Source organism: Hufsiella arboris (assembly GCF_009834875.1).
Classification (GTDB): Bacteria; Bacteroidota; Bacteroidia; order Sphingobacteriales; family Sphingobacteriaceae; genus Hufsiella_A; species Hufsiella_A arboris.
The window spans coordinates 369,487-391,242 of record NZ_WVHT01000002.1; the positions used below are offsets into that span (position 1 = coordinate 369,487).

Annotated in this window: 20 protein-coding genes; all 20 read left to right on the forward strand. The window is 47.7% G+C overall.

All coding sequences use genetic code 11. The features are described 5' to 3' along the window. The 20 genes from GS399_RS05300 to GS399_RS05395 all read left to right on the forward strand — a co-directional run bounded on the left by GS399_RS05300 (position 1) and on the right by GS399_RS05395 (position 21,744). A complete protein-coding gene (locus tag GS399_RS05300; protein ID WP_160843559.1) occupies positions 1-3,387 on the forward strand; it encodes a DUF6443 domain-containing protein in 3,387 nt (1,128 codons plus the stop codon). Between the two features lie 997 nt (positions 3,388-4,384). Further along, complete coding sequence (locus GS399_RS05305) at positions 4,385-5,617, forward strand: hypothetical protein (RefSeq protein WP_160843560.1); 1,233 nt, start codon at positions 4,385-4,387, stop codon at positions 5,615-5,617. Positions 5,618-5,626: 9 nt separating this feature from the next. Continuing rightward, positions 5,627-6,016: a hypothetical protein gene (locus GS399_RS05310; RefSeq protein WP_160843561.1), complete on the forward strand. Its 390-nt coding sequence runs from the start codon at positions 5,627-5,629 to the stop codon at positions 6,014-6,016. After that, a complete protein-coding gene (locus tag GS399_RS05315; RefSeq protein ID WP_160843562.1) occupies positions 6,000-6,500 on the forward strand; it encodes a prepilin-type N-terminal cleavage/methylation domain-containing protein in 501 nt (166 codons plus the stop codon). The genes GS399_RS05310 and GS399_RS05315 overlap by 17 nt, the downstream gene beginning before the upstream one ends. 1 nt (position 6,501) lies before the next feature. Then, positions 6,502-7,641, forward strand: a complete 1,140-nt coding sequence (locus GS399_RS05320; RefSeq protein WP_160843563.1) for a type II secretion system F family protein — start codon at positions 6,502-6,504, stop codon at positions 7,639-7,641. Between the two features lie 58 nt (positions 7,642-7,699). Beyond that, positions 7,700-8,005, forward strand: a complete 306-nt coding sequence (locus tag GS399_RS05325) for an HTH domain-containing protein (RefSeq protein ID WP_160843564.1) — start codon at positions 7,700-7,702, stop codon at positions 8,003-8,005. A 56-nt stretch (positions 8,006-8,061) separates the two neighbouring features. Beyond that, positions 8,062-9,039: a tail fiber protein gene (locus GS399_RS05330; RefSeq protein ID WP_160843565.1), complete on the forward strand. Its 978-nt coding sequence runs from the start codon at positions 8,062-8,064 to the stop codon at positions 9,037-9,039. Then, positions 9,036-9,995 carry a tail fiber protein gene (locus GS399_RS05335; RefSeq protein ID WP_160843566.1) on the forward strand — a complete coding sequence of 320 codons (960 nt, stop codon included), beginning with the start codon at positions 9,036-9,038 and terminating at the stop codon, positions 9,993-9,995. The genes GS399_RS05330 and GS399_RS05335 overlap by 4 nt, the downstream gene beginning before the upstream one ends. Continuing rightward, entirely contained in the window at positions 9,995-10,759 is a 765-nt protein-coding gene (locus tag GS399_RS05340) for a hypothetical protein (protein WP_160843567.1), read from the forward strand. Before GS399_RS05335 ends, GS399_RS05340 begins: the two co-directional genes overlap by 1 nt. A gap of 176 nt (positions 10,760-10,935) precedes the next feature. After that, on the forward strand, positions 10,936-11,253 hold the full coding sequence (locus GS399_RS05345) for a hypothetical protein (RefSeq protein ID WP_160843568.1): 318 nt from the start codon (positions 10,936-10,938) through the stop codon (positions 11,251-11,253). A 57-nt stretch (positions 11,254-11,310) separates the two neighbouring features. Further along, positions 11,311-12,294, forward strand: a complete 984-nt coding sequence (locus GS399_RS05350; RefSeq protein WP_160843569.1) for a hypothetical protein — start codon at positions 11,311-11,313, stop codon at positions 12,292-12,294. A 168-nt stretch (positions 12,295-12,462) separates the two neighbouring features. Continuing rightward, positions 12,463-12,879: a type IV pilin protein gene (locus GS399_RS05355; RefSeq protein WP_160843570.1), complete on the forward strand. Its 417-nt coding sequence runs from the start codon at positions 12,463-12,465 to the stop codon at positions 12,877-12,879. Continuing rightward, the gene (locus GS399_RS05360) at positions 12,879-13,394 is read left to right on the forward strand and encodes a prepilin peptidase (RefSeq protein ID WP_160843571.1); all 516 of its coding nucleotides are present in this window, start codon (positions 12,879-12,881) and stop codon (positions 13,392-13,394) included. The genes GS399_RS05355 and GS399_RS05360 overlap by 1 nt, the downstream gene beginning before the upstream one ends. A 1-nt stretch (position 13,395) precedes the next feature. Further along, positions 13,396-14,823, forward strand: a complete 1,428-nt coding sequence (locus GS399_RS05365) for a GspE/PulE family protein (RefSeq protein WP_160843572.1) — start codon at positions 13,396-13,398, stop codon at positions 14,821-14,823. A gap of 10 nt (positions 14,824-14,833) precedes the next feature. Then, positions 14,834-16,774: a type II secretion system protein GspD gene (locus tag GS399_RS05370; RefSeq protein WP_369410100.1), complete on the forward strand. Its 1,941-nt coding sequence runs from the start codon at positions 14,834-14,836 to the stop codon at positions 16,772-16,774. A 4-nt stretch (positions 16,775-16,778) separates the two neighbouring features. Continuing rightward, positions 16,779-17,996 (forward strand): type IV pilus biogenesis protein PilM, encoded by a 1,218-nt coding sequence (locus GS399_RS05375; protein ID WP_160843573.1) that lies wholly within the window; start codon positions 16,779-16,781, stop codon positions 17,994-17,996. Further along, complete coding sequence (locus GS399_RS05380; RefSeq protein ID WP_160843574.1) at positions 17,993-18,538, forward strand: hypothetical protein; 546 nt, start codon at positions 17,993-17,995, stop codon at positions 18,536-18,538. Before GS399_RS05375 ends, GS399_RS05380 begins: the two co-directional genes overlap by 4 nt. Before the next feature lie 10 nt (positions 18,539-18,548). Next, positions 18,549-19,541 (forward strand): hypothetical protein, encoded by a 993-nt coding sequence (locus GS399_RS05385; RefSeq protein WP_160843575.1) that lies wholly within the window; start codon positions 18,549-18,551, stop codon positions 19,539-19,541. Next, positions 19,538-20,857, forward strand: coding sequence for a hypothetical protein (locus GS399_RS05390; protein WP_160843576.1), 1,320 nt, complete (start codon positions 19,538-19,540; stop codon positions 20,855-20,857). Before GS399_RS05385 ends, GS399_RS05390 begins: the two co-directional genes overlap by 4 nt. Beyond that, on the forward strand, positions 20,854-21,744 hold the full coding sequence (locus GS399_RS05395) for a hypothetical protein (protein WP_160843577.1): 891 nt from the start codon (positions 20,854-20,856) through the stop codon (positions 21,742-21,744). The genes GS399_RS05390 and GS399_RS05395 overlap by 4 nt, the downstream gene beginning before the upstream one ends. Positions 21,745-21,756 lie beyond the last annotated feature (12 nt).

Below are 21,756 nucleotides of genomic sequence, written 5' to 3' on the forward strand. Positions count from 1 at the left end.
ATGAGAAAGATCCTTATCACGTTTCAGATTGCTGGTTGTTTACTGGCAATCTCCAAGAATAGTTTGGCCCAGTTTACGGCCGATGCTTATGACAAAAGCGCTTCAAGTGGCTTGTCGGGTAACCTGGATGTAACGGCCGGCAGGAGTATCACGCTATCTCCGGGCTTTAGCACCAATGGTTTTACGTTTTCGGCACGCATTGTTCCACTGGTAGCCAACTGCGTGCCGCTTGCTTCCAGTGTGAGTACGAATATGAACCGGATTGTAACCTGGGTGCCTCAAACGGAAATTACGGTGGCTTCGCAATTGCCATCAAAAAGTGTTTGCGAGGTAATGCAATCTGTGCAATACCTGGACGGGCTGGGCAGGCTCATTCAAACGGTCCGGGTGAAAGGGAATGCCGACGCCAGCCGGGATGTTGTAACACCGGCTGCATATGACCAGTACGGTCGCGAAGTTTTGAAATACCTGCCGTATGCTAGTGGAAGTAACGATGGTAGCTTTAAGTCTTCGGCTGTTAGTTTACAGCAAGCTTATTATAATACGCCAACCGCAGGTGTTTCGCCAGTATCGGGAGCATATGCAGAAACGCAGTTTGAGGCTTCTCCGCTGAACCGGGTATTGAAGCAGGGGGCTCCGGGGGCATTGTGGCAGATCGGACAGAATCATGCGGTACAGCAGGCCTATGAAGGAAACACGGCAGGAGAAGTAAACAAATGGATGGTATCGGGAAATGGGGCCGCAGTGAGCGGGCAATATACCGCAGCTACACTTTATAAAACACGGACGATCGATGAAAATCAGCATGAATCGATCGAATATAAGGATATGCAGGGAAAAGTGATCTTAAAAAAGGTTCAGGTTGACGGCTCTACTTATGCGAGCACTTATTATGTATACGATGATTTGGATAACCTGGTTTTTGTGATTCCACCAAAAGTAACGGTTGCTGCTTTTGATGAGAATACGACGGAGTTCACGTCATTAATGTATGGTTACCGATATGACGGCCGGAACCGGTTAGTTAGAAAGAAGCTACCGGGTAAGGGCTGGGAGAGCCTGGTATATAATGCGTTGGACCAGGTAGTTGCCACCCAGGATGCGGTGCAGGCAGCATCTCAGAAATATACCTTTATCAAATACGACGGACAGGGCCGGGTGATCCAGAGCGGTGAGGTATCCGATGCTCGGACGGCCGATGTGATTGCCGCAGCGCTTGTAAATCAGGAAAAGAATTTCGAGAGCCGGGATAACAGTACGGAAGGCTATACGCAGGAGAGCTGGCCGGGAAGCTGGAACAAGCTGTACACGGTAAATTACTACGATGACTACAGTTTTCCTGGTAAGCCGTATTCATCTACGGCAACGGAGATCAGCAGCCGGACGACGGGTCTGCTAACAGGTAGCAAGGTGCGCAACCTGCAAACGGGGGTGATGCTGTGGACGGTGAATTTCTACAATGAAGAAGGAAGGTTACGGGAGAGTGTGGTACAGAATAATGTAGGCGGAGCCGATAGGTATGTGAGTGTATATAATAAGATTACCGGCCAGCTAACCCAGACGACCCGTACGCATAGCAGCAGTTCGGTGGCGGGCCTGGCTATCACCACGCAGAATAAGTACGACCACATGGGCCGTCTGAAACAGAGCTTCCAGCAGACAGGGGCGACCGGGGAAAATGTGCTGGTTTCACAGTTGGAATACAATGACATCGGGCAGTTATGGCACAAAGGTTTGCATAACAATCAGCAGACGATCACTTACAGTTACAATGAACGGGGTTGGCTGAATGCTTCCAGTTCACCGCTGTTCAGCGAGCAGTTGCGCTATGGTAACCCGGCACATGGTGCGGCGGCGCAGTACAACGGAAACATCTCCGAGCAGGAATATACGGCGCCTATCAGTGGCAGCCAGTATGTAACCTACAGTTATGACGCGATGAACCGCTTGACCGGCGGCAATTCGAGTGCCGGTTACAGTGAAACGGGAATCAGCTATGACTTAAATGGAAATATGCTGTCGCTGACACGCCAGGGTAAGGGGACGATCAACTATCCTGCCTACATTGGCAACAGGCTGATGGAAGTTAGCGGGTACAAAGCTGGCACATTTGGCTATGATCTGAACGGAAACAAGAATGCGGAAGCAACGACGATGGCCGGCCAATCGAAGAATCTGTCGATCGGTTATAACTTCCTGAACCTTCCGGAAACGATCAGCGGTACAAGCAATATTACGTATACCTACGATGCAACGGGCAGGAAGCTGAGGAAAGTAAGCGCCACAACAGGGACGACAACCGACTATGTAGACGGTATCCAGTACAATAACAACACACTCGATTTTGTAAAAACCTCAGAAGGTAGAGCGATCAGCAGCAGCGGCAACTTTAGCAATTATGAGTATACCTTAACGGATCATTTGGGCAATAACAGGGTGATGTTTGATACGGGCAGCGGCAGTATTGTGAAGCGTGGTGAAGCGGATTATTATCCGTTTGGTTTGAACGTCGAACGGCAGGTAAACGCGGGAAATAAGTACCTTTACAATCAGAAGGAGATTCAGGAGGAGCTAACAGAGTACGATTACGGGGCGAGGTTCTATGATCCGGTAATTGCCCGGTGGACAAGTGTTGATCCATTAGCCGAAATTAATAGACGGTGGTCGCCTTATAATTACGGGAAGAATAACCCCATTAGAAATATTGATCCTGATGGCATGGCGGTTGTAGAAACAGCGCGGGGGACAATGTATACTGGTGATGATGTCATCGCAAAGTTTAAAGACTTAAAAGCACAATTGTCAGATAAAGAACCTGATGATAATTCAGAGGAGCCTAAAGGGCCAACTTGGTCATCTAAATACGGATTTCATGTTCATCAACATGCGAATAGAGTAGGATTGTATAGAGGTATAAATAATTCTAACGATCCAGAATTGACGACAGAACTGGATGAGTTAAATGCAGGAACAGAATATGCAGATAGCGATCCGTTCCAAACTGGTGATAATTCTTATCGACATGCCATGCGAAATAAAAGTCAAACTGTTGCTCAAGCTAAGAGTGAAGCAGATGCTTTTGTACGGAAACAATTTGCATTGGCTAAGAAATTAAAAGCAGAAGGAAAAATCGTCGAAGCATATTATCAATTTGCTATAGGCCTACACACCTTGCAGGATGCAACGTCGCCTGCCCATGCTGGTTTTCAAGAGTGGTCAGATCACCCATCTGCCACACAAATATTTAATCATGTTACACAAGAGTTGTTCTACCCTGGCGAAAACAGTAACCTGCAAAAAATTACTAATCAATATTTGGATTGGTTTCAAAAAAGTAATGCCCCTTTGCCATCGGGCAATTTATTTGATGGAATAAAACACGATTAATTATGAAAGGATTACTGGTACTGCTAATTATGTATTCGATTGTTATTATTTTATCAATTGCAGTAAGACGCTTGACGATCGGTTTAAAATCCAAGTGGGTGTATATAATTTTACCAATTTATATTATCATTATAACTATCTATATAGATCTTATGAATTGGCTTACTAACTATTTTAGAGACAAAAAAATTTACTTGGATATGGGGCATGCGAATATAGGTATACTCATATTAGGTTTAATCAGTTATGTTACGGTACTGTTCTTTATTATAAATATTATATATAAAAGGTACAGAAAACGGCCTATGGCATAGAAAGACAAGCCCGGCCATGCGGGGCTTGTCTTTCTATGCCAAGTTAAGAGCTTTAAGTGCATTTGACAAATGTGATGACGGTTTTTAGATGGTAAAGCACCCACTTTAACTTATTAAGGAATTGGAGTATTAAGCACTCTACGAGAAGCAAGACTCGGCCAATAAAGACTAACAATAGGCATTTAACTGCTGATGTGAAGAAACTGAAAAGCGCTGTCAACCTTATATTAGTACAAGTTCGCAGCATCAGGCCAGCATCGCTCTGTTGAAATTGCAGGATACATTCATTATAACGTACTAGTTGTTATAAGGGTCAACCACTTCATAAAATTAACCAATTCTCGATAGGGCTGCTTGCATGCTCACTGAAATGAATTAAATGGTTTTTCATTCGAATTTCAGATTGAGATTTAAGCTAGTTACAGCCTATTTAATTAGCAGGGGTTCGCCACGTTTTACTAAATGCCGGAATAATTTTGTATTAAAAATACGTGATTAAACATTCACTTATAAAAACACCCCCTTAATTTAGGGTGTTTTCACCCTGATAAATTGGGTGATTTTTTGTGAAAAAGTGTGAAACTTTGAGAATATTTTCACGTATTCTTGTTTCCCGATTTTTGCTGATCCTTCCGTATCGTTCCGTTTAGAAAGTTTTTTTGCGTTAAATTATTGATTGGTTGATGATTAAAGCCTCGGCTCTGTACCTGGTTATCGTGATTTCTTTTATGCTGACACTGATCCTGTCTTCAATTATCGCTGCTGCTTTTTATTTCCGGTTGCGTTCTCAGCAGGATATCCGCTATGTGCGCCTGGCTGCCAACCTGCATTCGGCGGTTGCTTTGGTGACTTCCTCGGATTTTAAAGAGGATTCGCTTGGAACTGGGCTTGATCTTTTTGACAGAGGTGCTGACAGTATTTGGGTGGCTAAAAATGCCTGGGGGGTGTTTGATCTGGCGGCGGTCAAATCATTTCAGCAGCGGGACACGCTGCAACGTGTTTTTTTATTGGGAAGAAAGCCAAACGCGGGACAGGTTCTGTACCTGGCAGATGAAAATCGTCCGCTCTCGGTGAGCGGGGATACCCGTATTACGGGCGAGGCATTGTTGCCGAAGTCGGGCATCCGGCAGGCTTATGTGGAGGGCCGCCCTTTTTCGGGTAAAAATCCGGTGGAGGGGAGGATCAGGGAAAGTAAACCGGAGCTGCCGCCCCTTCAGGCAGAGATGCTTAAACGGGTGGAACGTTTGTTTTTGTTAAAGGGTAACAAGTTTACCGGGAGGGATTCGGTTTTAAATTCGTTTTTTCAGGATGCCAGGGTTTTACAGTTTGACAAAGACCGGCCGTTTCCCCGCGGCTTCTCGGCACAGGGAAGGCTAATCCTGGTTTCTGATACGGTGCTGCATGTCGACAGGGATGCCCGCCTGGAAAATGTGATTTTGATAGCTCCAGCAGTGGTGATAGAGGGGGGATTTCGAGGCTCTGCGCAGTTTTTTGTAAAAGATTCGCTGGTGACGGGTGCGGGATGTGTGTTTGATTACCCTTCGGCATTTGTTCTTTACAAGGATACGGAACGACTGCCCCAGCCCAAGCTGGAGCTGGGCCGTAATTCAGTGTTCAATGGTCTTTTGGTTTCTTATGAGAAGAAACATTCGGAACTGCAGACGCTGATATCGCTCGGTAAGGGTTCGCTGGTTCGTGGAGAGGTTTATGCAACGGGATTTCTTAAGATGGAAAAACCGCTGGAGGTGGACGGCCAGTTGACCTGCCGTCGCTTTTTGATTCAGACGCCGTCTACGCTCTATGAAAATTATTTGTTGGATGTGGTGCTGAACCGCCGGAAACTGAGCGCTTTTTATTTGTCATCCGCCCTGCTGGCGCCGGATGGTTCGACCGGGATTGCTAAATGGCTAAACTGAGTTACTGTGATGAGATATTCTTTTGACTTAAAAATTCTGATGCGGTCACCGCGGCGTTTGTCAGCTTCGACTATTGTGGAAGTGGTGATTGCCATGGTGATTATGGTGACGGTGATGCTGGTGGCTGTTTCGTTGATTGGCCGCCTCAGTATTTCCGGGATTCCGCTGGTGCGGATCCGGGCCCAGGCTCAGGCTGAGACGCTGGCCAGCCAGGATGCGGGGGATGGAAAAACTGGGGAATCCTCCTGGGATATAGGTGGGTTACGTTATATCAGGAAGGTGAGTTTATATAAAGACTATACTGACCTGCGCAGGATTCAGGTGGAGGCTTTTCAGAATGGTGTGCAACTGTGCCTGGTTTCAAGGCTCGTAAAGGTCGGGGATGAGAAAAATCTGTAAAGGAAAGGTAAGGGCCTTTACGCTGTTTGAACTGACGGTGGCAATGCTGCTGACGGCCATTGTTACAGCATTGGCTTATTCGGCTTACCGGTATGTGGGTAAAGCGTACCTGGAGTTTAACAGAAAAGGGCATGATGCCGCTGAACTATTGGTGACCAATAAACAGCTCGTTTATGATCTCAACAGGGCGACTGCAGCAAGGCTGACGGATGAGGATCTGATTTTGCGCGATGCTTCTGGTGAGATTTCTTACCGGGTCATGGACAGCTTGCTGATCCGTAAGCAGTATGATTTGCGGGAGGACACTTTATGCAGGTCAGCCAGCCGGCTGCTGGGGCGGTTCGGCGGCAAAGATGTTTCAGCCGGACTAACAGATGTATTGGTCGTTCCTGTGTCGGTATCGGGATATGAAGTGCCTTTTTCGCTGACGAAGGACTACAGCGCGGAAGAATTAATGAATATGGATCATACGAATAATTTTTAAGATGGCGACAATCGATTGGTCGGAATACGGCCTTAAAACCAAGAAGGCTAAGGATAGCTCGCTGACTTCGTTGGTAAAACTGATGAATCGCGAGATAAGTTTTGGGAGCAAGGGACTGCCTGATAAGAAAAAAGAGGCGTTCTACCTGGAGCTGAGTACGCTGTTGTTGTCTGGTATTGATTTACGTTCGGCCCTGAATCTGATTTTAGTGGATCAGCGGAAGCCGGCTGACAGGCAGGTTTTCCAGCAGGTTGCCGACTCGGTTATCTCGGGAACTTCGCTTTCTGAGGCTTTGCGTTTATCGGGTAAATTTAGTGATTATGAATTTTTTAGCATCCGGATCGGCGAGGAAACGGGCAAATTGGGTAAGATTTTAACGGATCTGGGCGCGTATTATAAGAGCAGGATCCAGCAGAAGCGTAAAATAGTCGGGGCAATTACTTACCCAGTGATCGTGATGTGTACGTCGCTGGCGGCGGTGTTTTTTATGATCAAGTTTGTGGTTCCGATGTTCGCGGGGGTATTTTTGCGGTTTGGCGGGAAGCTTCCGTACCTAACGAGCGTAATTATCGGTATTTCTTCGTTTTTCGACCAGTATTTTTATCTCATGCTGCTCCTGGTGGCCTTGTGTATTTTTTCGATAATGCTGAATCGGCGGAAAACCTGGTTTCGCCGGCTGATGTCTTCAGCGGTATTGAAAATACCGGTCGCGGGCGATATTATCCAAAAGGTTTACCTGGCGCGTTTTGCCAATACGATGAGTTTACTTGTAAGCACCAGCACGCCTTTATTGCAATCGATTTCGCTGGTGCGCAAGATGATAAGCTTTTACCCGGTGCAGACTTCTCTGGCTGTGGTTGAGCAGGATATCTTACGGGGAGAATCACTGCACGCGAGCCTGTCGAAGTTTAGCTTTTACCCGGATAAGCTGGTGCAGTTGGTTAAAGTGGGCGAGGAGGTTAACCGGCTGGATTATTTTTTTGAGAAACTGGCCGTTCAATATACCGATGAGGTAGAATACCGTACCAATACGATCAGCAGTGTGCTCGAGCCGCTGATCATCATTTTTTTGGGACTCATTGTCGGCGTGATCCTGATTGCGATGTATCTGCCGATGTTTCAGTTAAGTAATAGTTTCTAATCAGTCAATATGTAAAAAGATAACGCTCTCACTAAACCTTAAAATAACCTATTTCCTTATGTCACAACGTCTTATTAAACGCATTGAAGCGGTTGATTTTCTTATCAGCGCTAGAAAAACGGGTACGCCTACATCTTTTGCCCGCAGATTGAATATTTCTGAAAGAGCTCTTTACCGCCTTTTGGAAGAAATGAAGGAGCTGGGTGCCCCGATCAGCTACTGTAAACTCAGGCGCAGTTATTATTATACGGAGGAGGGCCGTTTTTATGCTGGCTTTAAAAAGAGTGTTTCGCCGGTTCGCTCGTATGCGACGGAACTGCCGGTTATTTCCCAGGAGCCGGTATTTTATGAAAGCATGGCCTGATATTATTATGCCTATCAATACTTCTTTTCCAAAACTCATTTCTTAGCTAATTATTTATGAAAAAAATTCTTGCAATGATATTGTTGCTGGCAGGACCGTTTTGCCTGTTTGCCCAGAACAAGTTTCCTCCTACGGGCTATACGGGCATCGGCACGGATAGCCCGATAAATGGGCTTCATTTGGTCAGTAGTGATTCTGAGTCGGGTGGTTCTTTCCGGTTTGGTTTTAGTGGCGCCAAAGATGCGGTGCTTTCCTACGGATGGGACGGGGTCTCCCAGGATGCGCTCCGTTTGAGCCAATATACCCATAATAGTTTTGCCGGACGTGCCGATTTGCTTTATATCGCCTCTTCAAATGGTTATATGGGACTTGGCACTAATGCTCCGCAGTCGAGGTTGTCCATTGCGACAGGTGTGCTTTCGGGGATAGCTAACGAAGTTTTTAGTGCGCTTGACGTTGGCCCGCAATACGGTGCCGGGCATTTTGGTAATGGCGCAGCAATCTATCTGAAATCGGCTACAAATGAGGGAATTCAGCCGGTTGCGGGTTTGTGGAGTTCTTTACGGGACGGCGGCAATGGCCAGGGTACCTATGCTGGGGCGCTTGTATTCGGAACCAAGTCAAATGAAACGGCGGGTGTTACCGAGAAAATGCGTATTCGTGAAAACGGCGATGTGGGAATTGGGACCCAGTCACCCGATGCAAAGTTAACTGTCAAAGGACGTATACATAGCGAGGAAGTGAAGGTAGATCTGAGCGTTCCCGCGCCGGACTATGTGTTTGATGCGGATTATTCACTGGCTTCCTTAACGGAGCTGCATAATTATATCAGGGAACACAGGCATCTGCCGGAGATTCCTTCAGCCGGGGAAATAGCGGAGAAAGGGCTTGAATTGGGTGATATGAATATGCGGCTTTTAAAGAAGATCGAGGAACTGACGCTGTACCTGCTTGAAAAAGACGAAAAAATTGAGCGGCTTCAAAAGCGTCTCTCATCAATTGAAACAAAACTTAACATGAAAACAATTAAATGAAAAGAACGCTGATTTTCTCATTGCTGCTTGCAAGCGGCCGGCTGGCTTTCGGCCAGGATGCTGTTTATAACCGGATTAGTATTTCTGACCTGGAAAAGTCTGGTGGGGCGGCGACGGTTTATGGCTGGGGCAACGCAGCCAGTAATCTTTTGGATCCAAGGCCATATTATTCTCCTGGTGCTCCGCCTTTTATGATTAACCATCATACAGGGTTGACTTTGTCTGCACATTCCTTATACGGCGGAATACGGTTTTATAATCAGGGTTACCCAGGTGCCTATGACGCGGCAACGGGGGCGAACTTCGTAATGAGTATAACAGATGGCCGCGTGGGGATTGGGACTACGACACCGACGATTAAGTTACATGTGGTCGGGCAGGGTACTACTGCACGTTTTGAAAGCTCAGCTGGTGGAGCGGCAATCCAAATAGCCAATACCGGGAATGGACGTACCTGGGCTATTGGGGATTATGTAGAAATACCAGGATCTTTTTCTATCGGTTACAACATGACCAACAGTCGCTCAGGAATTCTGATAGACGGCGATGGTAATATTGGGATAGGCACGCAATCTCCTGATGCGAAACTGGCTGTCAGCGGACGCGTGCATGCGCAGGAGGTGAAGGTAGACGCGAACGTTCCCGCACCGGACTACGTGTTTGATAAGGATTATTCGCTGGGCTCCTTAACGGAGCTGCATAATTATATCAGGGAACACCGGCATTTGCCGGAGATTCCTTCAGCCGGGGAAATGGCGGAGAAAGGGCTTGAATTGGGTGATATGAACCTGCGGTTATTGAAGAAGATCGAGGAATTGACCTTGTATATTATAGAATTGGATAAGGACAAGCGGGAGACGGAAGATCGTAATCAAAAACGCCTGCTGGAGCTTACCCAGGTTGTCGAAACGCTGCAACAGGAAGTTGGTGAGTTAAAAAAACAATTTGTTAAATAATGAAAAAGCAATTTTTAATCCTGGCATGCGGTTTTTTTATCATCAAAATGTCCGTTGCACAAACTAACAGCTTTCCGCCTACCGGTAATGTGGGTGTGGGCACCCTGTCGCCCGGAGCTGCGTTGACGATTTATAATTCGACTCCTGTATTGCAGATATTTGATCATGAGATCAACCCTCAGGATGGTAGTTCCATGGGAAAACTTGCCTTTGGAAGGGGGGCGGAATTTGCATCGATTGACATTACCCGGTACCAGGGATCGTTCGATGATGTGACGGGTATGATCTTCCGGACGAGCTGGGCCACCGGTGCTGGTGGCGATGGAGCCAATTTGGAACGTATGCGAATCCAGTTCAATGGTAATGTAGGTATCGGCACATCCAATCCTACTGAACGGCTTTCCGTTAACGGCAAGATCCGGGCAAAGGAAATTCGGGTAGAGGCCTCACCCTGGCCGGATTACGTGTTCGGGCCGGAGCACATCTTGCCTTGTCTGCAGGACCTTGAAAAGTTTATTCAGACAAACCGGCGCTTGCCGGAGATACCTTCTGCTGCTGATGTATTAAGAGACGGTGTCGCCTTGGGTGAAATTAGTGCCTTGCTGTTAAAGAAGATCGAAGAGATGACCTTGTATATGATAGCAAAGGACAAACAATTGACTGCAGCGGCTACCGAAAACGGGCAGCTAAAAAGAAGGCTGGAACAGCTGGAAGCCAGGGTAGAGGCCTTGTCGGTTAATACACCGGTATGTCCGAAAGATTAACCGGTTAGCAACCTTTCAGCGTTTGAACCAATGATTTCTCGTTAAATTATTAAAGCCAGTGGATCAATTACAAAAGTCAGACACCCGGTGTGTCTTCGGCCTCGAACGGATCGCCGGAGCCGTTTGTCAGAATCTAAAGGACGTGTTTAAGGGCGGGCCTAGTGGGCTGTTTGGCTATGCCGGGTGCAATATTTGCACGGTCCTGGTGCCGGGTGGGTCCAAATGACCAGCTTTCAGTGAATGTTAAGATTCGTGCGAATGAAATTAAGGTAGAAACTGGCTGGCGGGACTATGTGTTCGAGCCGGGATATCCGTTGAAGCGGGTTGGAGAGGTGGCGGCATATATCCGTAATAATGGCCACTTGCCGGATGTTCCGGCTGCGCCGAGGTGGCTCGCCACGGGGGGTAATCGTGCGAAATTGAATAAGCTGCTTGTGCAGAAGATAGAGGAACTGACGCTGTATATGATGAAAAGTAGCAGATTGATGGCTTGAATACCAAGCTTAAGGGGCAGGAAGAAAAAATTAAGTAATGAAAAGTATCGGATAAAAATGAAATGCAAAAAGCTGGTAAAGACTTACCTGAAAAATAGTTTTTTAGGGGTGCTGATGTTTACAGGCTCCGGCGCGGTAGCGCAGACGCTCGGCAGCTCGGACGGGAGCAACCTGGAGATATCCTCGGTAGAAGGACTTGCCGGGCCTAATATGATGCGGCAAAAAAACTGGCTAGTACGCCGTGGCGCTGGCAGCGACTGGTTTACAACAGCTCTTCATGACGGAGTTAACGTGGATGCGTCGTTCGTAACGCCTGGCCTGGATACCCGTACATGGTGGGAGCGCGATCCGAATCATGATATTCAGAGCTGGGGTAATGCAGCTAATACGTACCTGACACTGAAAGGCGGAAACCTGGGTCTGGGGACTGCTGATCCGCAGTCGATGTTTACTTTGAGGAAGTATGGTTCGGGTATCAGTATGAGTCCGGGGCTGAATCCTTATTTCGGCAGTTTCGGGTTGAACAGGGAGGTGAATACTGGGCAGATTTTCAATCCTGCGGGAAATGCTTTTCAGATTAATAACGGTGGGCCGGACAAGGATTTGCATATCCAGGTTTTTAATGGTTCAGGCGCCCTGGTAAATGGCGATGCGCTGGTAATTTCGGGCAGCACGGCCAATATCGGTATTGGCACGACGAGTCCTTCGGAGCGCCTGTCGGTCAATGGTAAGATCCGGGCGCGGGAGATCCGGGTGGAGGCTGCTCCCTGGCCGGATTATGTATTTGAGCAGGACCGAAAGCTTCCCTCACTCAGTGATCTGGAGCAGTTTATCCGGCTGAATAAGCATCTGCCGTCTGTCCCTTCGGCGGATGAAGTTGAAAAGGATGGAGTCGAATTGGGAAAAATGAATTCGGTGCTTCTGGAAAAAATTGAGGAGCTGACGTTATACCTGATTCAACAGGAAAAGAAAAGCGCGTCCCAGGCAGAATTGATCGGCCAGTTATCCGAGCGCCTGAAGAAGCTGGAAACGAAAAAATAGTAACGGATTTTAGAGAATTTTTTTCACTGCCATTTTTTGGCAGTGAGGGAATATAGCTTTGAAAAATTTAATATTCAGGGAGTTTGCCTACCGGTCGGTGTTTCTGTTGCCGGAGAGCGTTGATGTTGTGTTTAGTTTATTGCCTTTAACCTTTAATCACTATTTTTCATGAAATCAGTTTATTCTAAAAAATTGGATGCGTATACCTTGACCGAGATCCTGGTGGTCCTGGTAATTATCGGAATCCTGGTGTTGCTGGCGCTTCCTAATTTGTTGCCGCTGATTACCAAGGCAAAGAGCACAGAAGCCAAAGTGCAGCTGGAGCATGTCTATACGCTGGAACACAATTATTTCTTTGAAAAGTCCAAGTATTCTTCGGATCTGGCTGAACTGGGTTTTGTACAGGAGCCGTTGAGCTCGGATAGCAAGGACGGCCGGGCCAACTACCGGATTGAGATTATTCAGTCGGGTGCCGCTGCTTTTGTCGCCCGGGCGACGGCGGTGGCGGATTTTAACGGAAACGGGACGTTCAATGTCTGGCAGATCGATCAGGATAAGAATTTAAAGGAAGTAACGCCGGATTAATGCTTGTTTTTGTGCTGCTGGTGCTTTGCCTGATCTACATATTTTACCAGGACCTCCGGTACCGGGCGGTTTACTGGTGGACTTTTCCTTTGCTGCTGACTCTGATTCTGATAGCTCTGTTTAACACAGATGGGTTTGACGGCTGGTTGGAAGGCACTTTACTGAACCTGGCTTTTTTGGCCTTGCAGTTGCTGGTAGTGATGCTTTATTTTTCGTTGAAGGAACACCGCCTCGTTAATATTACGCAGGGGTATCTGGGCTTAGGCGACGTTCTCTTTCTCTTTTGCGCGGCGTGCTACCTTTCGCCGCTGGTTTTTTTCGCTTTTTATTTGGTAAGCCTGGTTTTTTGTATGGTAGTCGCGTTTTTGCTTTGGCTAAAGTCTTCAGAGGGCGTTAACCGGATTCCACTGGCAGGACTGCAGGCCGTGTTTCTAGCGCTATGCTTGCTGTTGGGTCGTTTTTGTGAACTGCCTGATTGGGTGAATGACCGGAACTTACAGTTGTTGTTTTTTTAACATGGGGGAACAGGATTTAGATTCGGCGGAGGTTCGCAATATTATTTCCCGGGAGCAGGCATGGCATTACCGTGTGATTCCTGTTGCGGTTTCCGGCCGGGAGTTGCTGTTTCTGGCAGACAGTTCTTGCGATTCAGAGGTTCTTGAGGCGGAGCTGGAGGTCCTGCTGGGAGGAAGAGTGAAAATTGATAAACGGGATCCGGAGGAGATTTCCGGATTGCTGTCACTGTATTATCCGCGTATGAATGCGGGGTATGATTTGCAGAAGATCGCGTTTACGCAGGAGGGAGGGGAGTTTTTGCATGACCTGATCCGGGAAGCCAAAGTGCTGAAAAGCAGTGATATTCATTTGGAAGTTTATAAACAGACTTGCCGGGTAAGAATCCGGATTGACGGAATGATGGTGGAACGGTATACGATCGCCAGGGAAGAATATCCGGCGATGGTGAATAAGCTTAAAATTATGTCCAGTCTGGATATCGCTGAAAAACGCTTGCCGCAGGATGGACGTATTCATTTTGATAACGGTGGCGACAGGTTTGATATCCGGGTGTCTGTGCTTCCCACGTTGCATGGCGAAAAGGTAGTGCTGCGTTTGCTGAACAATAATGCAGCGGATATTGACCTGGAGAAACTGGGCTTTTCGGGTTTTGACCTGGCTAATTATATGCAGGGAATAAAAAGGCCGAATGGAATTTTGCTGATTAGCGGTCCGACGGGTTCGGGGAAGACGACGACATTATATGCGACGCTGAAGTATCTTAACCGGGAGACCCGCAATATTCTGACTATTGAGGATCCGGTAGAGTATACTCTGGAGGGAATTAACCAGGTACAGCTAAAGGAAAGCATTGGGCTTAATTTTGCTTCGGCGCTTCGGACTTTTTTACGCCAGGACCCGGATGTGATTATGGTAGGTGAGATTCGTGATCCTGAGACGGCTAATATGGCGATCAGGGCGGCGCTGACGGGGCATTTGGTTTTATCGACGATTCACACGAATTCGGCCTGGGGAACGATCTCCAGGCTGAAGGATATGGGAATTCCTGGTTTTATGGTTGCCAATACACTTAATACGAGTGTCGCACAACGCCTGCTGCGTTTGCTGTGCCCGGATTGCAAACGGCAGGCTGCGTTTGATGAGTCTTTATATCCACGTCAGTTCCGGCCCTATTACCCGGTGGAAACGCATTTCCTGGCGGTGGGATGCCAAAAGTGTTTTAATACGGGATATAAAGGCCGCAAGGCAGTTTACGAGGTGATTCCGGTGGACCCGGAGCTGGCGGAAGTGATCAAGCAGGACCGGCTTGGGATTGAAGAGCTGCTGGCTGAACGTTCGATACGCACGCTGGCGCAGAATGCTTTTGAGCTTTTTGCAGCCGGCCAGACGACGATAGAAGAAATTTATCCATTATTATTTAATTATTGAGCAGGTGTACGTGAAGAGTTTACGAGTTGTTTACAACGCGATAATGTTAGTGATGCTGATGGGTTCGGTGGCTTTTGCCCAGGATGTAAGCCGGCAGGACAGGACCAAACAGGTGGAGGAGCGTTTGCGCAACCTGGCTGTTACGGTGCCGGGTTTGAACCAGAAGGTCCAGATGAATATGTCGGGTGCCTCGGCGCAGGAGTTTTTGCGCTCGCTGGCTAATGCCAATAATCTGAATATGAATATTGACCCGCAGCTGAATTTTAAGGTGTTTAACAGCTTTAGCAATGAGACGGCGCTGAATGTGTTGCTTTTCCTGGTGAAGGAATATGGCTTGGATATTAACCTGACCGGATCGATTATGTCTATTACCCGTGAGGCGTTGCCCCCGCCGGCGGTCGTGCCGGCCAGACCACTAGCGATCCGTTATCAGGCGGAGAGTAACGCGCTGAGCATGGAATTAACAAACGATACCCTGGGCCAGGTAGCTAAGAAGATATCACAGGTTTCGGGCAAAAATGTGGTGGTGCCGGCGGCTTTATTGAATAACAGGGTCAGCGGTTTTTTTACGGAGGCTCCCTTTGAAACGGCGATGGAGAAACTGGCTTATGCCAATGGTTTGAAACTGACGTTGACTAATGATCATATTTATCTTTTCCAGGCGCTGGGGGAAGGCGAGGAATTATATGTGACGGGTGACCGTAATACGGCAGTACGCAAAAGCGTCAAATTGGCTGCGCCGCAGCAGCAGGGAGCCGGGGGCTTTAATATCAGCAGCAGGAGTTTGCTGGGCCGCAAGGTGCTAAGTATCGAGGCTGGCAATGCCGGTATCCTGGATGTGCTAAAGGCGGCTTCACAGGAAACGGGAACCAATTACTTTATCTACTCAGATATCAAGGGTACTATTACGACCCGGGTAAATGATATTCCGTACGATAGTTTTTTAACGTCGATGTTCCAGGGTACCAATTATACCTATCGGGTGGATAACGGCATTTACCTCATTGGTGAAAGGGACCTGGAGGGTTTACGCACCAATAAGGTAATTCAGCTGCAATATCGTTCGATGGATACGGTGCAGGCGATGATTCCGGCAGAGTGGAAGAAAGGGGTTGAAATTAAAGAGTTCCGGGAGCAGAATACGCTGTTGCTTTCAGGTTCATCGCCGCAGATCTCAGCAATTGAAAATTATATCCGGCAGATTGACAAGGTGGTGCCGATGGTGCTGATTGAAGTGACGCTGGTGGATATCAGGAAAGGCAAAGCGGTAAAAACTGGTATCAGCGCGGGTGTGTCGGATAGCGTGAAAACGGGCGGCACGGTGCTGCCGGGACTTGATTACACGTTTGGCGCCAATTCTATTAATGATTTCCTGGCGCGGCTTGGACGAAATACTTCGCTGAACCTGGGGAGGGTGACGCCAAACTTTTATGTGCGCCTCAGCGCTTTGGAAAATAATAATAATGTGGAAGTGCGGTCTGTACCGAAGTTGTCGACGCTGAACGGCCATGTGGCTAACCTGACGATCGGCAGTAAACGGTATTATAGTACCAAAACGCAGAATGTGATTCCTTCACTGACGACCCAGACGGTAGTAACTGAGCAGTTTACGCCGGTAGAAGCTAACCTGGCGATTAATATCCGGCCGCTGGTTTCGGGAGATGACCAGGTGACGCTGAATATCAAGGTGGATATCTCGGATTTTATCGGCAACCCGCCGGAAAATGCGCCACCGCCGACTTCAACCAGTAAGTTCGAGTCGATTATCCGGGCGAAAAACGAGGATATGATTGTTCTTGGGGGACTGGAGCGGACTGAGAGCAGTGAATCAGGATCGGGTGTGCCGTTGTTATCGAGAATCCCGGTATTAAAGTGGCTGTTTAGCAGTCGTGAAAAATCGACTAATAAAGTAGTGACAGTGGTTTTTATCAAACCGACTATCATGTATTAACGGGATGGGATTACGTGATCTGAAACGGATAAAATCTTGCCTGGGCCTTGAGCTGGAACTCTTGCCGGGGGGCGGTTATGTGTTGCACTACTGCCTGCTTTCGCTGCGCGGTGCTGAGCTGAGGATTGAAGCCAAGGGTTCTGTTTCTGGCAGTTTGGAGGAAGTGCTTAAGGCTTTGCCATCTGGTATTCCGGTAAGTTTGAGCCTGACGGGCAAGGGCTTGCTGATCCGTCAGGCTGCCAGGGTGGAATCTTTAGGTTCTGCGGTATTTCAGGAAGTCTTTCCGCATACCGATCCGGCTGCTTTTTATTGCCAGCTGGCCCAGGCTGGAGATATATCCTGGCTAAGCGTTTGCCGGCGCGAGATTGTTGATGAGTTGATAGCTGCTTTTAAAAAGGCTGGATTGTCGCTGCTGATACTGAGTGCAGGTCCCTTTGCGGTTGCTGCGGTGAAAAAGCATTTTAATCATTTTTCGCCAGAGCTGGTTTTTAACGGTCACGTACTGAACTTCTCGGATGCGGGGCAGCTGGTATCATATAGCTTTTTGAAAGATCGCCGGGCGCCGTTTCCGCTGAGGATTGACCGGGAAATCTTACCGGAGGAATATGTTGTAGCGTACGGTACAGGTTTTCAGCTATTGATGACGGGGTTTCTGGAACCGGTGCGAATAACTATCCCTTCTCTGGAGAATGCCTTAGCCAGTTTGTTGGAAACAAAGCGTATGCATGTTCGGGCAGCCGCGATCCTGGCAGCATTTTTTTTGATTTTGCTGGTGAATTTTGCTGTCTTCAGTTTTTATCATTCCAGAAATGAAGCGCTGAAGGATGTGGTGGATCGCAGATCGGTTCACGCCGGGCAGTCCGAGGTACTGGATCAATCGGTTAAATTACGGGAAAAGCTGCTGAAAAAAATTGGCTGGCGTAAAGGTTTCCGGTTTTCCTGGGTATGCGATCAAATGGGCCGGTCAATGCCGCGGGAACTCAGGTTGGAGAAACTGGAAATTAACCCGGTTGCAGAGGCCAGGTCGGGCCAGTTAACTGAGCCGGTGGTTTTTTTTGACCGGATTGAAGTTTCTGGTGATTGCCGGGAAACGGACGCTTTAAATGAATGGATTTACCGGTTGAAAGATATGAACTGGGTGGAACGGGTAGTATTGAAGCAATACAAACCGGATGAAAACGAGGGTGGGCACCGGTTCCGGGTACAAATTGAGTTGAAATGATGAAGGTTTCTGAATGGTCATTTGTTGTTAAAAACCGGCTGCTTTGGGCTGCGGCTGCTTGCTTATTGTTGCTTTCTTATCGTTTGGCGATTAGCCCTACACTGGACGAGTTAAGTAGGTATAATCGCCTGGCTACGGAAGCTGAACAGGGCGCGAGTCTGGCCTTTAGTCCGCAATTTCTGGAACGGAAGGATCACCTTCTTGATTCAGTGTTAAAGGTCTACCGGGTGGACAGCACCGAATGGCGGAATGATTTCTGGCTGAAAGTTTCGCGTATAGGGAGCCGCAATAACTGCGATGTAGTGTATGAGCCGCAAACGGAGAATTATCTAACTGATTCGTTATCGGTTGTTGCTAAGCAGGAGATTGTCATGAACGGAGAATTTCGCCAGCTGATTGTATCGCTGGATTCACTGGAGCATTTGAAGGGCTGCGGAAAGATCTATTCCCTGGCTTTGAAAAGAAGGGATGAACCCGGAATGAAGGACCAAAAGGACAGGCAGGTCGGTATGTTGCTTCGTTTTGCTGCATATTTTAAATAAATCTATAATTATGACTAGAAGAATTATCTGTGGACTAAAGAAACTTATCGTGGTAGTATCTGCGTGTTGTATCTACCTGTCCGCCGGTGCGCAAACCTATCCCTATGTTAGCATACAGGGTAGTAATAATGCCGGGGATCTTGGCTATGGCTTGTTTGGGCTGGGCAATGTTGGCCTGGGACTAACTTCGATTCATGGCGGAATTTCATTTTGGACCGGGAATGGTGGTGGTACGACGCCTTATGAAAGTATGAGGATCTGGCGTGGGTATATTGGAATTGGTACAGCCAGCCCGCAAAGCCGGCTGCATGTTGTTGGAGGAGGTTTGACCGTCGGCTCAAATGCTATTCCGATGAATTCAGATGGTGCAGTAAGCCTGGGTAATACAGCGGTGGACTATACACCATCAACAAACAATTGGACCGGCGAGGGTAGTACGTTATTGTTAAATGGCGCCGATCATACCTCCATTAGTTTTCACGATTCAGGCAGCCGCGTTGACTTTATCCGGAGCGGCGGCGGGTTGATTCAGCTGGGTTTCAACGGTGGCTGGGGCGAAGCTAATATCGGTTTGCCGGGAAATGGAATATGGAATTCCAGCGGAAATGTTGGCATCGGGACAACTCAGCCGGATACCAGGCTTGCTGTCAACGGGACAGTGCACGCTACGGAAGTAAAGGTCGATTTAACGGTTCCAGGTCCGGACTATGTATTTGATTCATCATACCGTCTTGCTGATCTGAAAGATCTTAAAAGCTACGTAACTGTACATCATCATTTGCCGGAGGTTCCTTCGGCAGCTGAAATGGCTGCTAATGGATTGAAGTTGGGCGAAATGAATGCATTATTGCTTAAAAAAATAGAAGAGCTGACACTGCATTTGATCAGCCAGGATGAACGGTTGCAATCTCAACAGCGACTGGATGAAAAGACTGCCCGGGAAAAGAAGCTGGAGGATCGCCTGGCATTATTGGAGAGAAAACTAAATACTGGTGTTAAATGAAAAATATACTATTAGGCGTCGTTTTACTACCTTTTTGCGGAACGTGTTCGCAAGTTCTTGCCCAGGACGCTTCGTTCAACACGGTTACGACAACCAAGCTATCTGGAGATCCGGTATCGCTACGGATTACCGGTCAGAATTCGCCGGCTTGGGACGCTAGTGCGCGTATGATCTCCTATGAGTTTGAAGCTGCCGGCAAAGCGCAGATTCGTTCTTACAGGGGTGGCGGCTGGGATACCTATCTGCAATTTTTAACGAGTCAGAATACGAATCAGGGAGGTGAACCATCTGTTCGCTTACATATCGATCATGCTGGTTATATAGGTATTGGAACAACCTCGCCTACATCGCTATTGGAATTAAAGGCGCCATCGGATTATGATGGAACCACGGCGTTGCGGATTACCAATAATGCCAGTGACTATGGCCGCGCAAACCTGGTATTAACAGGAAGACTGCAAAACGGTAACGACGGATGGGCATTTGGAACCTATGGGAGGAATTCAATTGTCTTTGCTAAAAATACCGCATCGTCGGGTCAGAATATCGGATCCATCGGGTCGGAAAAATATTCTATCCAGTTGGAAGGAAACTCCGATGCCTTAGGTTTTCTGAGCAGTCAGCTTGGTTCCGCTCCGGCCATGGTATTGCATCAAAACGGAAATATTGGAATCGGAACGATTAATCCGGCCGGTAAACTGGATGTTAATTTCTCTAATGGTGAGCCAAAAGGTTTGGCAATTTTTTCATCGCCTAATAACCCGGTTAATTCGCCCGTAGGCGGAATTCGATTCAGTTGGTACGCAAACAACCTGGCAGAAATTCAAATGGTTCGGGGGATTGGTGCAAGTGATGGCCTGGGGCTGGCATTTTTGACATCGGCTTCCAATAGTAATGCAGCTGACGAGCGCATGCGGATTTCTTCCGGAGGTAACGTTTCCATCGGTACTACCGATGCTAAAGGTTATAAGCTTGCGGTGGCTGGCAATATGATTGCTGAATCGGTGAAAGTAAAATTACAGGGAGCCTGGCCGGATGAAGTGTTTTCAGAAGGGAATAAGCCTTCGCCGCTGGCCGAAGTGGAACGTTTTATCGTGGAAAATAAACATCTCCCGGAAATTCCATCGGCGGGGGAAGTGTCTAAAACAGGGATTGATTTGGGTGATATGAATGCCAGGCTTTTAAAGAAGATTGAAGAGCTGACATTGTATGTAATCGAGCAGGATAAACAGCGTGGCCAGGATCGGGTTTTAATCGGGAAGCTGACCGAGAGGGTAAATTCGCTGGAAAACAAAAAGGGGAAGCAGCCAAGATGAAATATTATTACTATTTACTGATTAGCCTGTTTAGCCTTTGTTTTTGTGACGGCTATGCTCAAACGAATATTGGAACTGGTAACGCGACGATACTCCAGGTCTATGAGTATTATAATCACACAGGAGTGGAATGGGTTCATTTGTTTCGTGTCAAGAATTTTGATGCCAATCAGGGCAATTGGGGCAGAAGCGGTGCTGCGGGACGTGTGTATTTTGTTGATTACCAGGGAGAGGGTGGCAGCTATGTGGACTTTTCGTTTCCGCAGTCGTTAAATTCCTCACAAAAGCCGGTACTGCTTCTGAATGGAAATTCAGCGGATAACTTCAGCTGGTATGTTTATCAGTCTTCCTATGGGCCGGGCCAGGAGTATTATGATTTTTATTTGAAAATGCCGGCCTGGCACGTTGGACTGACTTTCCTGCTGCGGGATTATGACTGCAGTCCTTTTTTTGCTTCGGAGACTCCGCCGGCAACAGGTTTAGTTTGGAGTTCGCAAGGCAACCAGGAGTCTGTTTCTTTTTTTAGAGGTGATGGTTCTATCGGGCTAGGCACGCTGAAGCCGGGGGAGAAACTCTCAGTTAACGGAAAGATTCGGGCTAAAGAAATGAAGGTGGAAGCGGAGAATTGGCCGGACTATGTCTTTGGAGATTCTTACCAGAAGCCTTCGCTGTCTTCGGTTGAGGACTATTTGAAGGCTGAACGGCATTTACCGGGTATACCTTCAGCAGCGGATGTAGGACGGGATGGCGTTTCGCTGGGTGATATGAATGCCCGGTTGTTGAAAAAGGTTGAGGAACTAACTTTATACCTGATTGAGCAGGATAAACGAATTAAGCAGCTGGAAGCGAAGGGTTCGGGTGCTTCTGCGGGTAGGCGCAGCCATTGATCGATGTAAAAG

Coding starts and splice junctions, on each gene's coding strand:
- GS399_RS05300 (WP_160843559.1), top strand. CDS start 1: ATGAGAAAGATCCTTATCACGTTTCAGATTGCTGGTTGTTTACTGGCA.
- GS399_RS05305 (WP_160843560.1), top strand. CDS start 4,385: ATGATTAAAGCCTCGGCTCTGTACCTGGTTATCGTGATTTCTTTTATG.
- GS399_RS05310 (WP_160843561.1), top strand. CDS start 5,627: ATGAGATATTCTTTTGACTTAAAAATTCTGATGCGGTCACCGCGGCGT.
- GS399_RS05315 (WP_160843562.1), top strand. CDS start 6,000: ATGAGAAAAATCTGTAAAGGAAAGGTAAGGGCCTTTACGCTGTTTGAA.
- GS399_RS05320 (WP_160843563.1), top strand. CDS start 6,502: ATGGCGACAATCGATTGGTCGGAATACGGCCTTAAAACCAAGAAGGCT.
- GS399_RS05325 (WP_160843564.1), top strand. CDS start 7,700: ATGTCACAACGTCTTATTAAACGCATTGAAGCGGTTGATTTTCTTATC.
- GS399_RS05330 (WP_160843565.1), top strand. CDS start 8,062: ATGAAAAAAATTCTTGCAATGATATTGTTGCTGGCAGGACCGTTTTGC.
- GS399_RS05335 (WP_160843566.1), top strand. CDS start 9,036: ATGAAAAGAACGCTGATTTTCTCATTGCTGCTTGCAAGCGGCCGGCTG.
- GS399_RS05340 (WP_160843567.1), top strand. CDS start 9,995: ATGAAAAAGCAATTTTTAATCCTGGCATGCGGTTTTTTTATCATCAAA.
- GS399_RS05345 (WP_160843568.1), top strand. CDS start 10,936: ATGCCGGGTGCAATATTTGCACGGTCCTGGTGCCGGGTGGGTCCAAAT.
- GS399_RS05350 (WP_160843569.1), top strand. CDS start 11,311: ATGAAATGCAAAAAGCTGGTAAAGACTTACCTGAAAAATAGTTTTTTA.
- GS399_RS05355 (WP_160843570.1), top strand. CDS start 12,463: ATGAAATCAGTTTATTCTAAAAAATTGGATGCGTATACCTTGACCGAG.
- GS399_RS05360 (WP_160843571.1), top strand. CDS start 12,879: ATGCTTGTTTTTGTGCTGCTGGTGCTTTGCCTGATCTACATATTTTAC.
- GS399_RS05365 (WP_160843572.1), top strand. CDS start 13,396: ATGGGGGAACAGGATTTAGATTCGGCGGAGGTTCGCAATATTATTTCC.
- GS399_RS05375 (WP_160843573.1), top strand. CDS start 16,779: ATGGGATTACGTGATCTGAAACGGATAAAATCTTGCCTGGGCCTTGAG.
- GS399_RS05380 (WP_160843574.1), top strand. CDS start 17,993: ATGATGAAGGTTTCTGAATGGTCATTTGTTGTTAAAAACCGGCTGCTT.
- GS399_RS05385 (WP_160843575.1), top strand. CDS start 18,549: ATGACTAGAAGAATTATCTGTGGACTAAAGAAACTTATCGTGGTAGTA.
- GS399_RS05390 (WP_160843576.1), top strand. CDS start 19,538: ATGAAAAATATACTATTAGGCGTCGTTTTACTACCTTTTTGCGGAACG.
- GS399_RS05395 (WP_160843577.1), top strand. CDS start 20,854: ATGAAATATTATTACTATTTACTGATTAGCCTGTTTAGCCTTTGTTTT.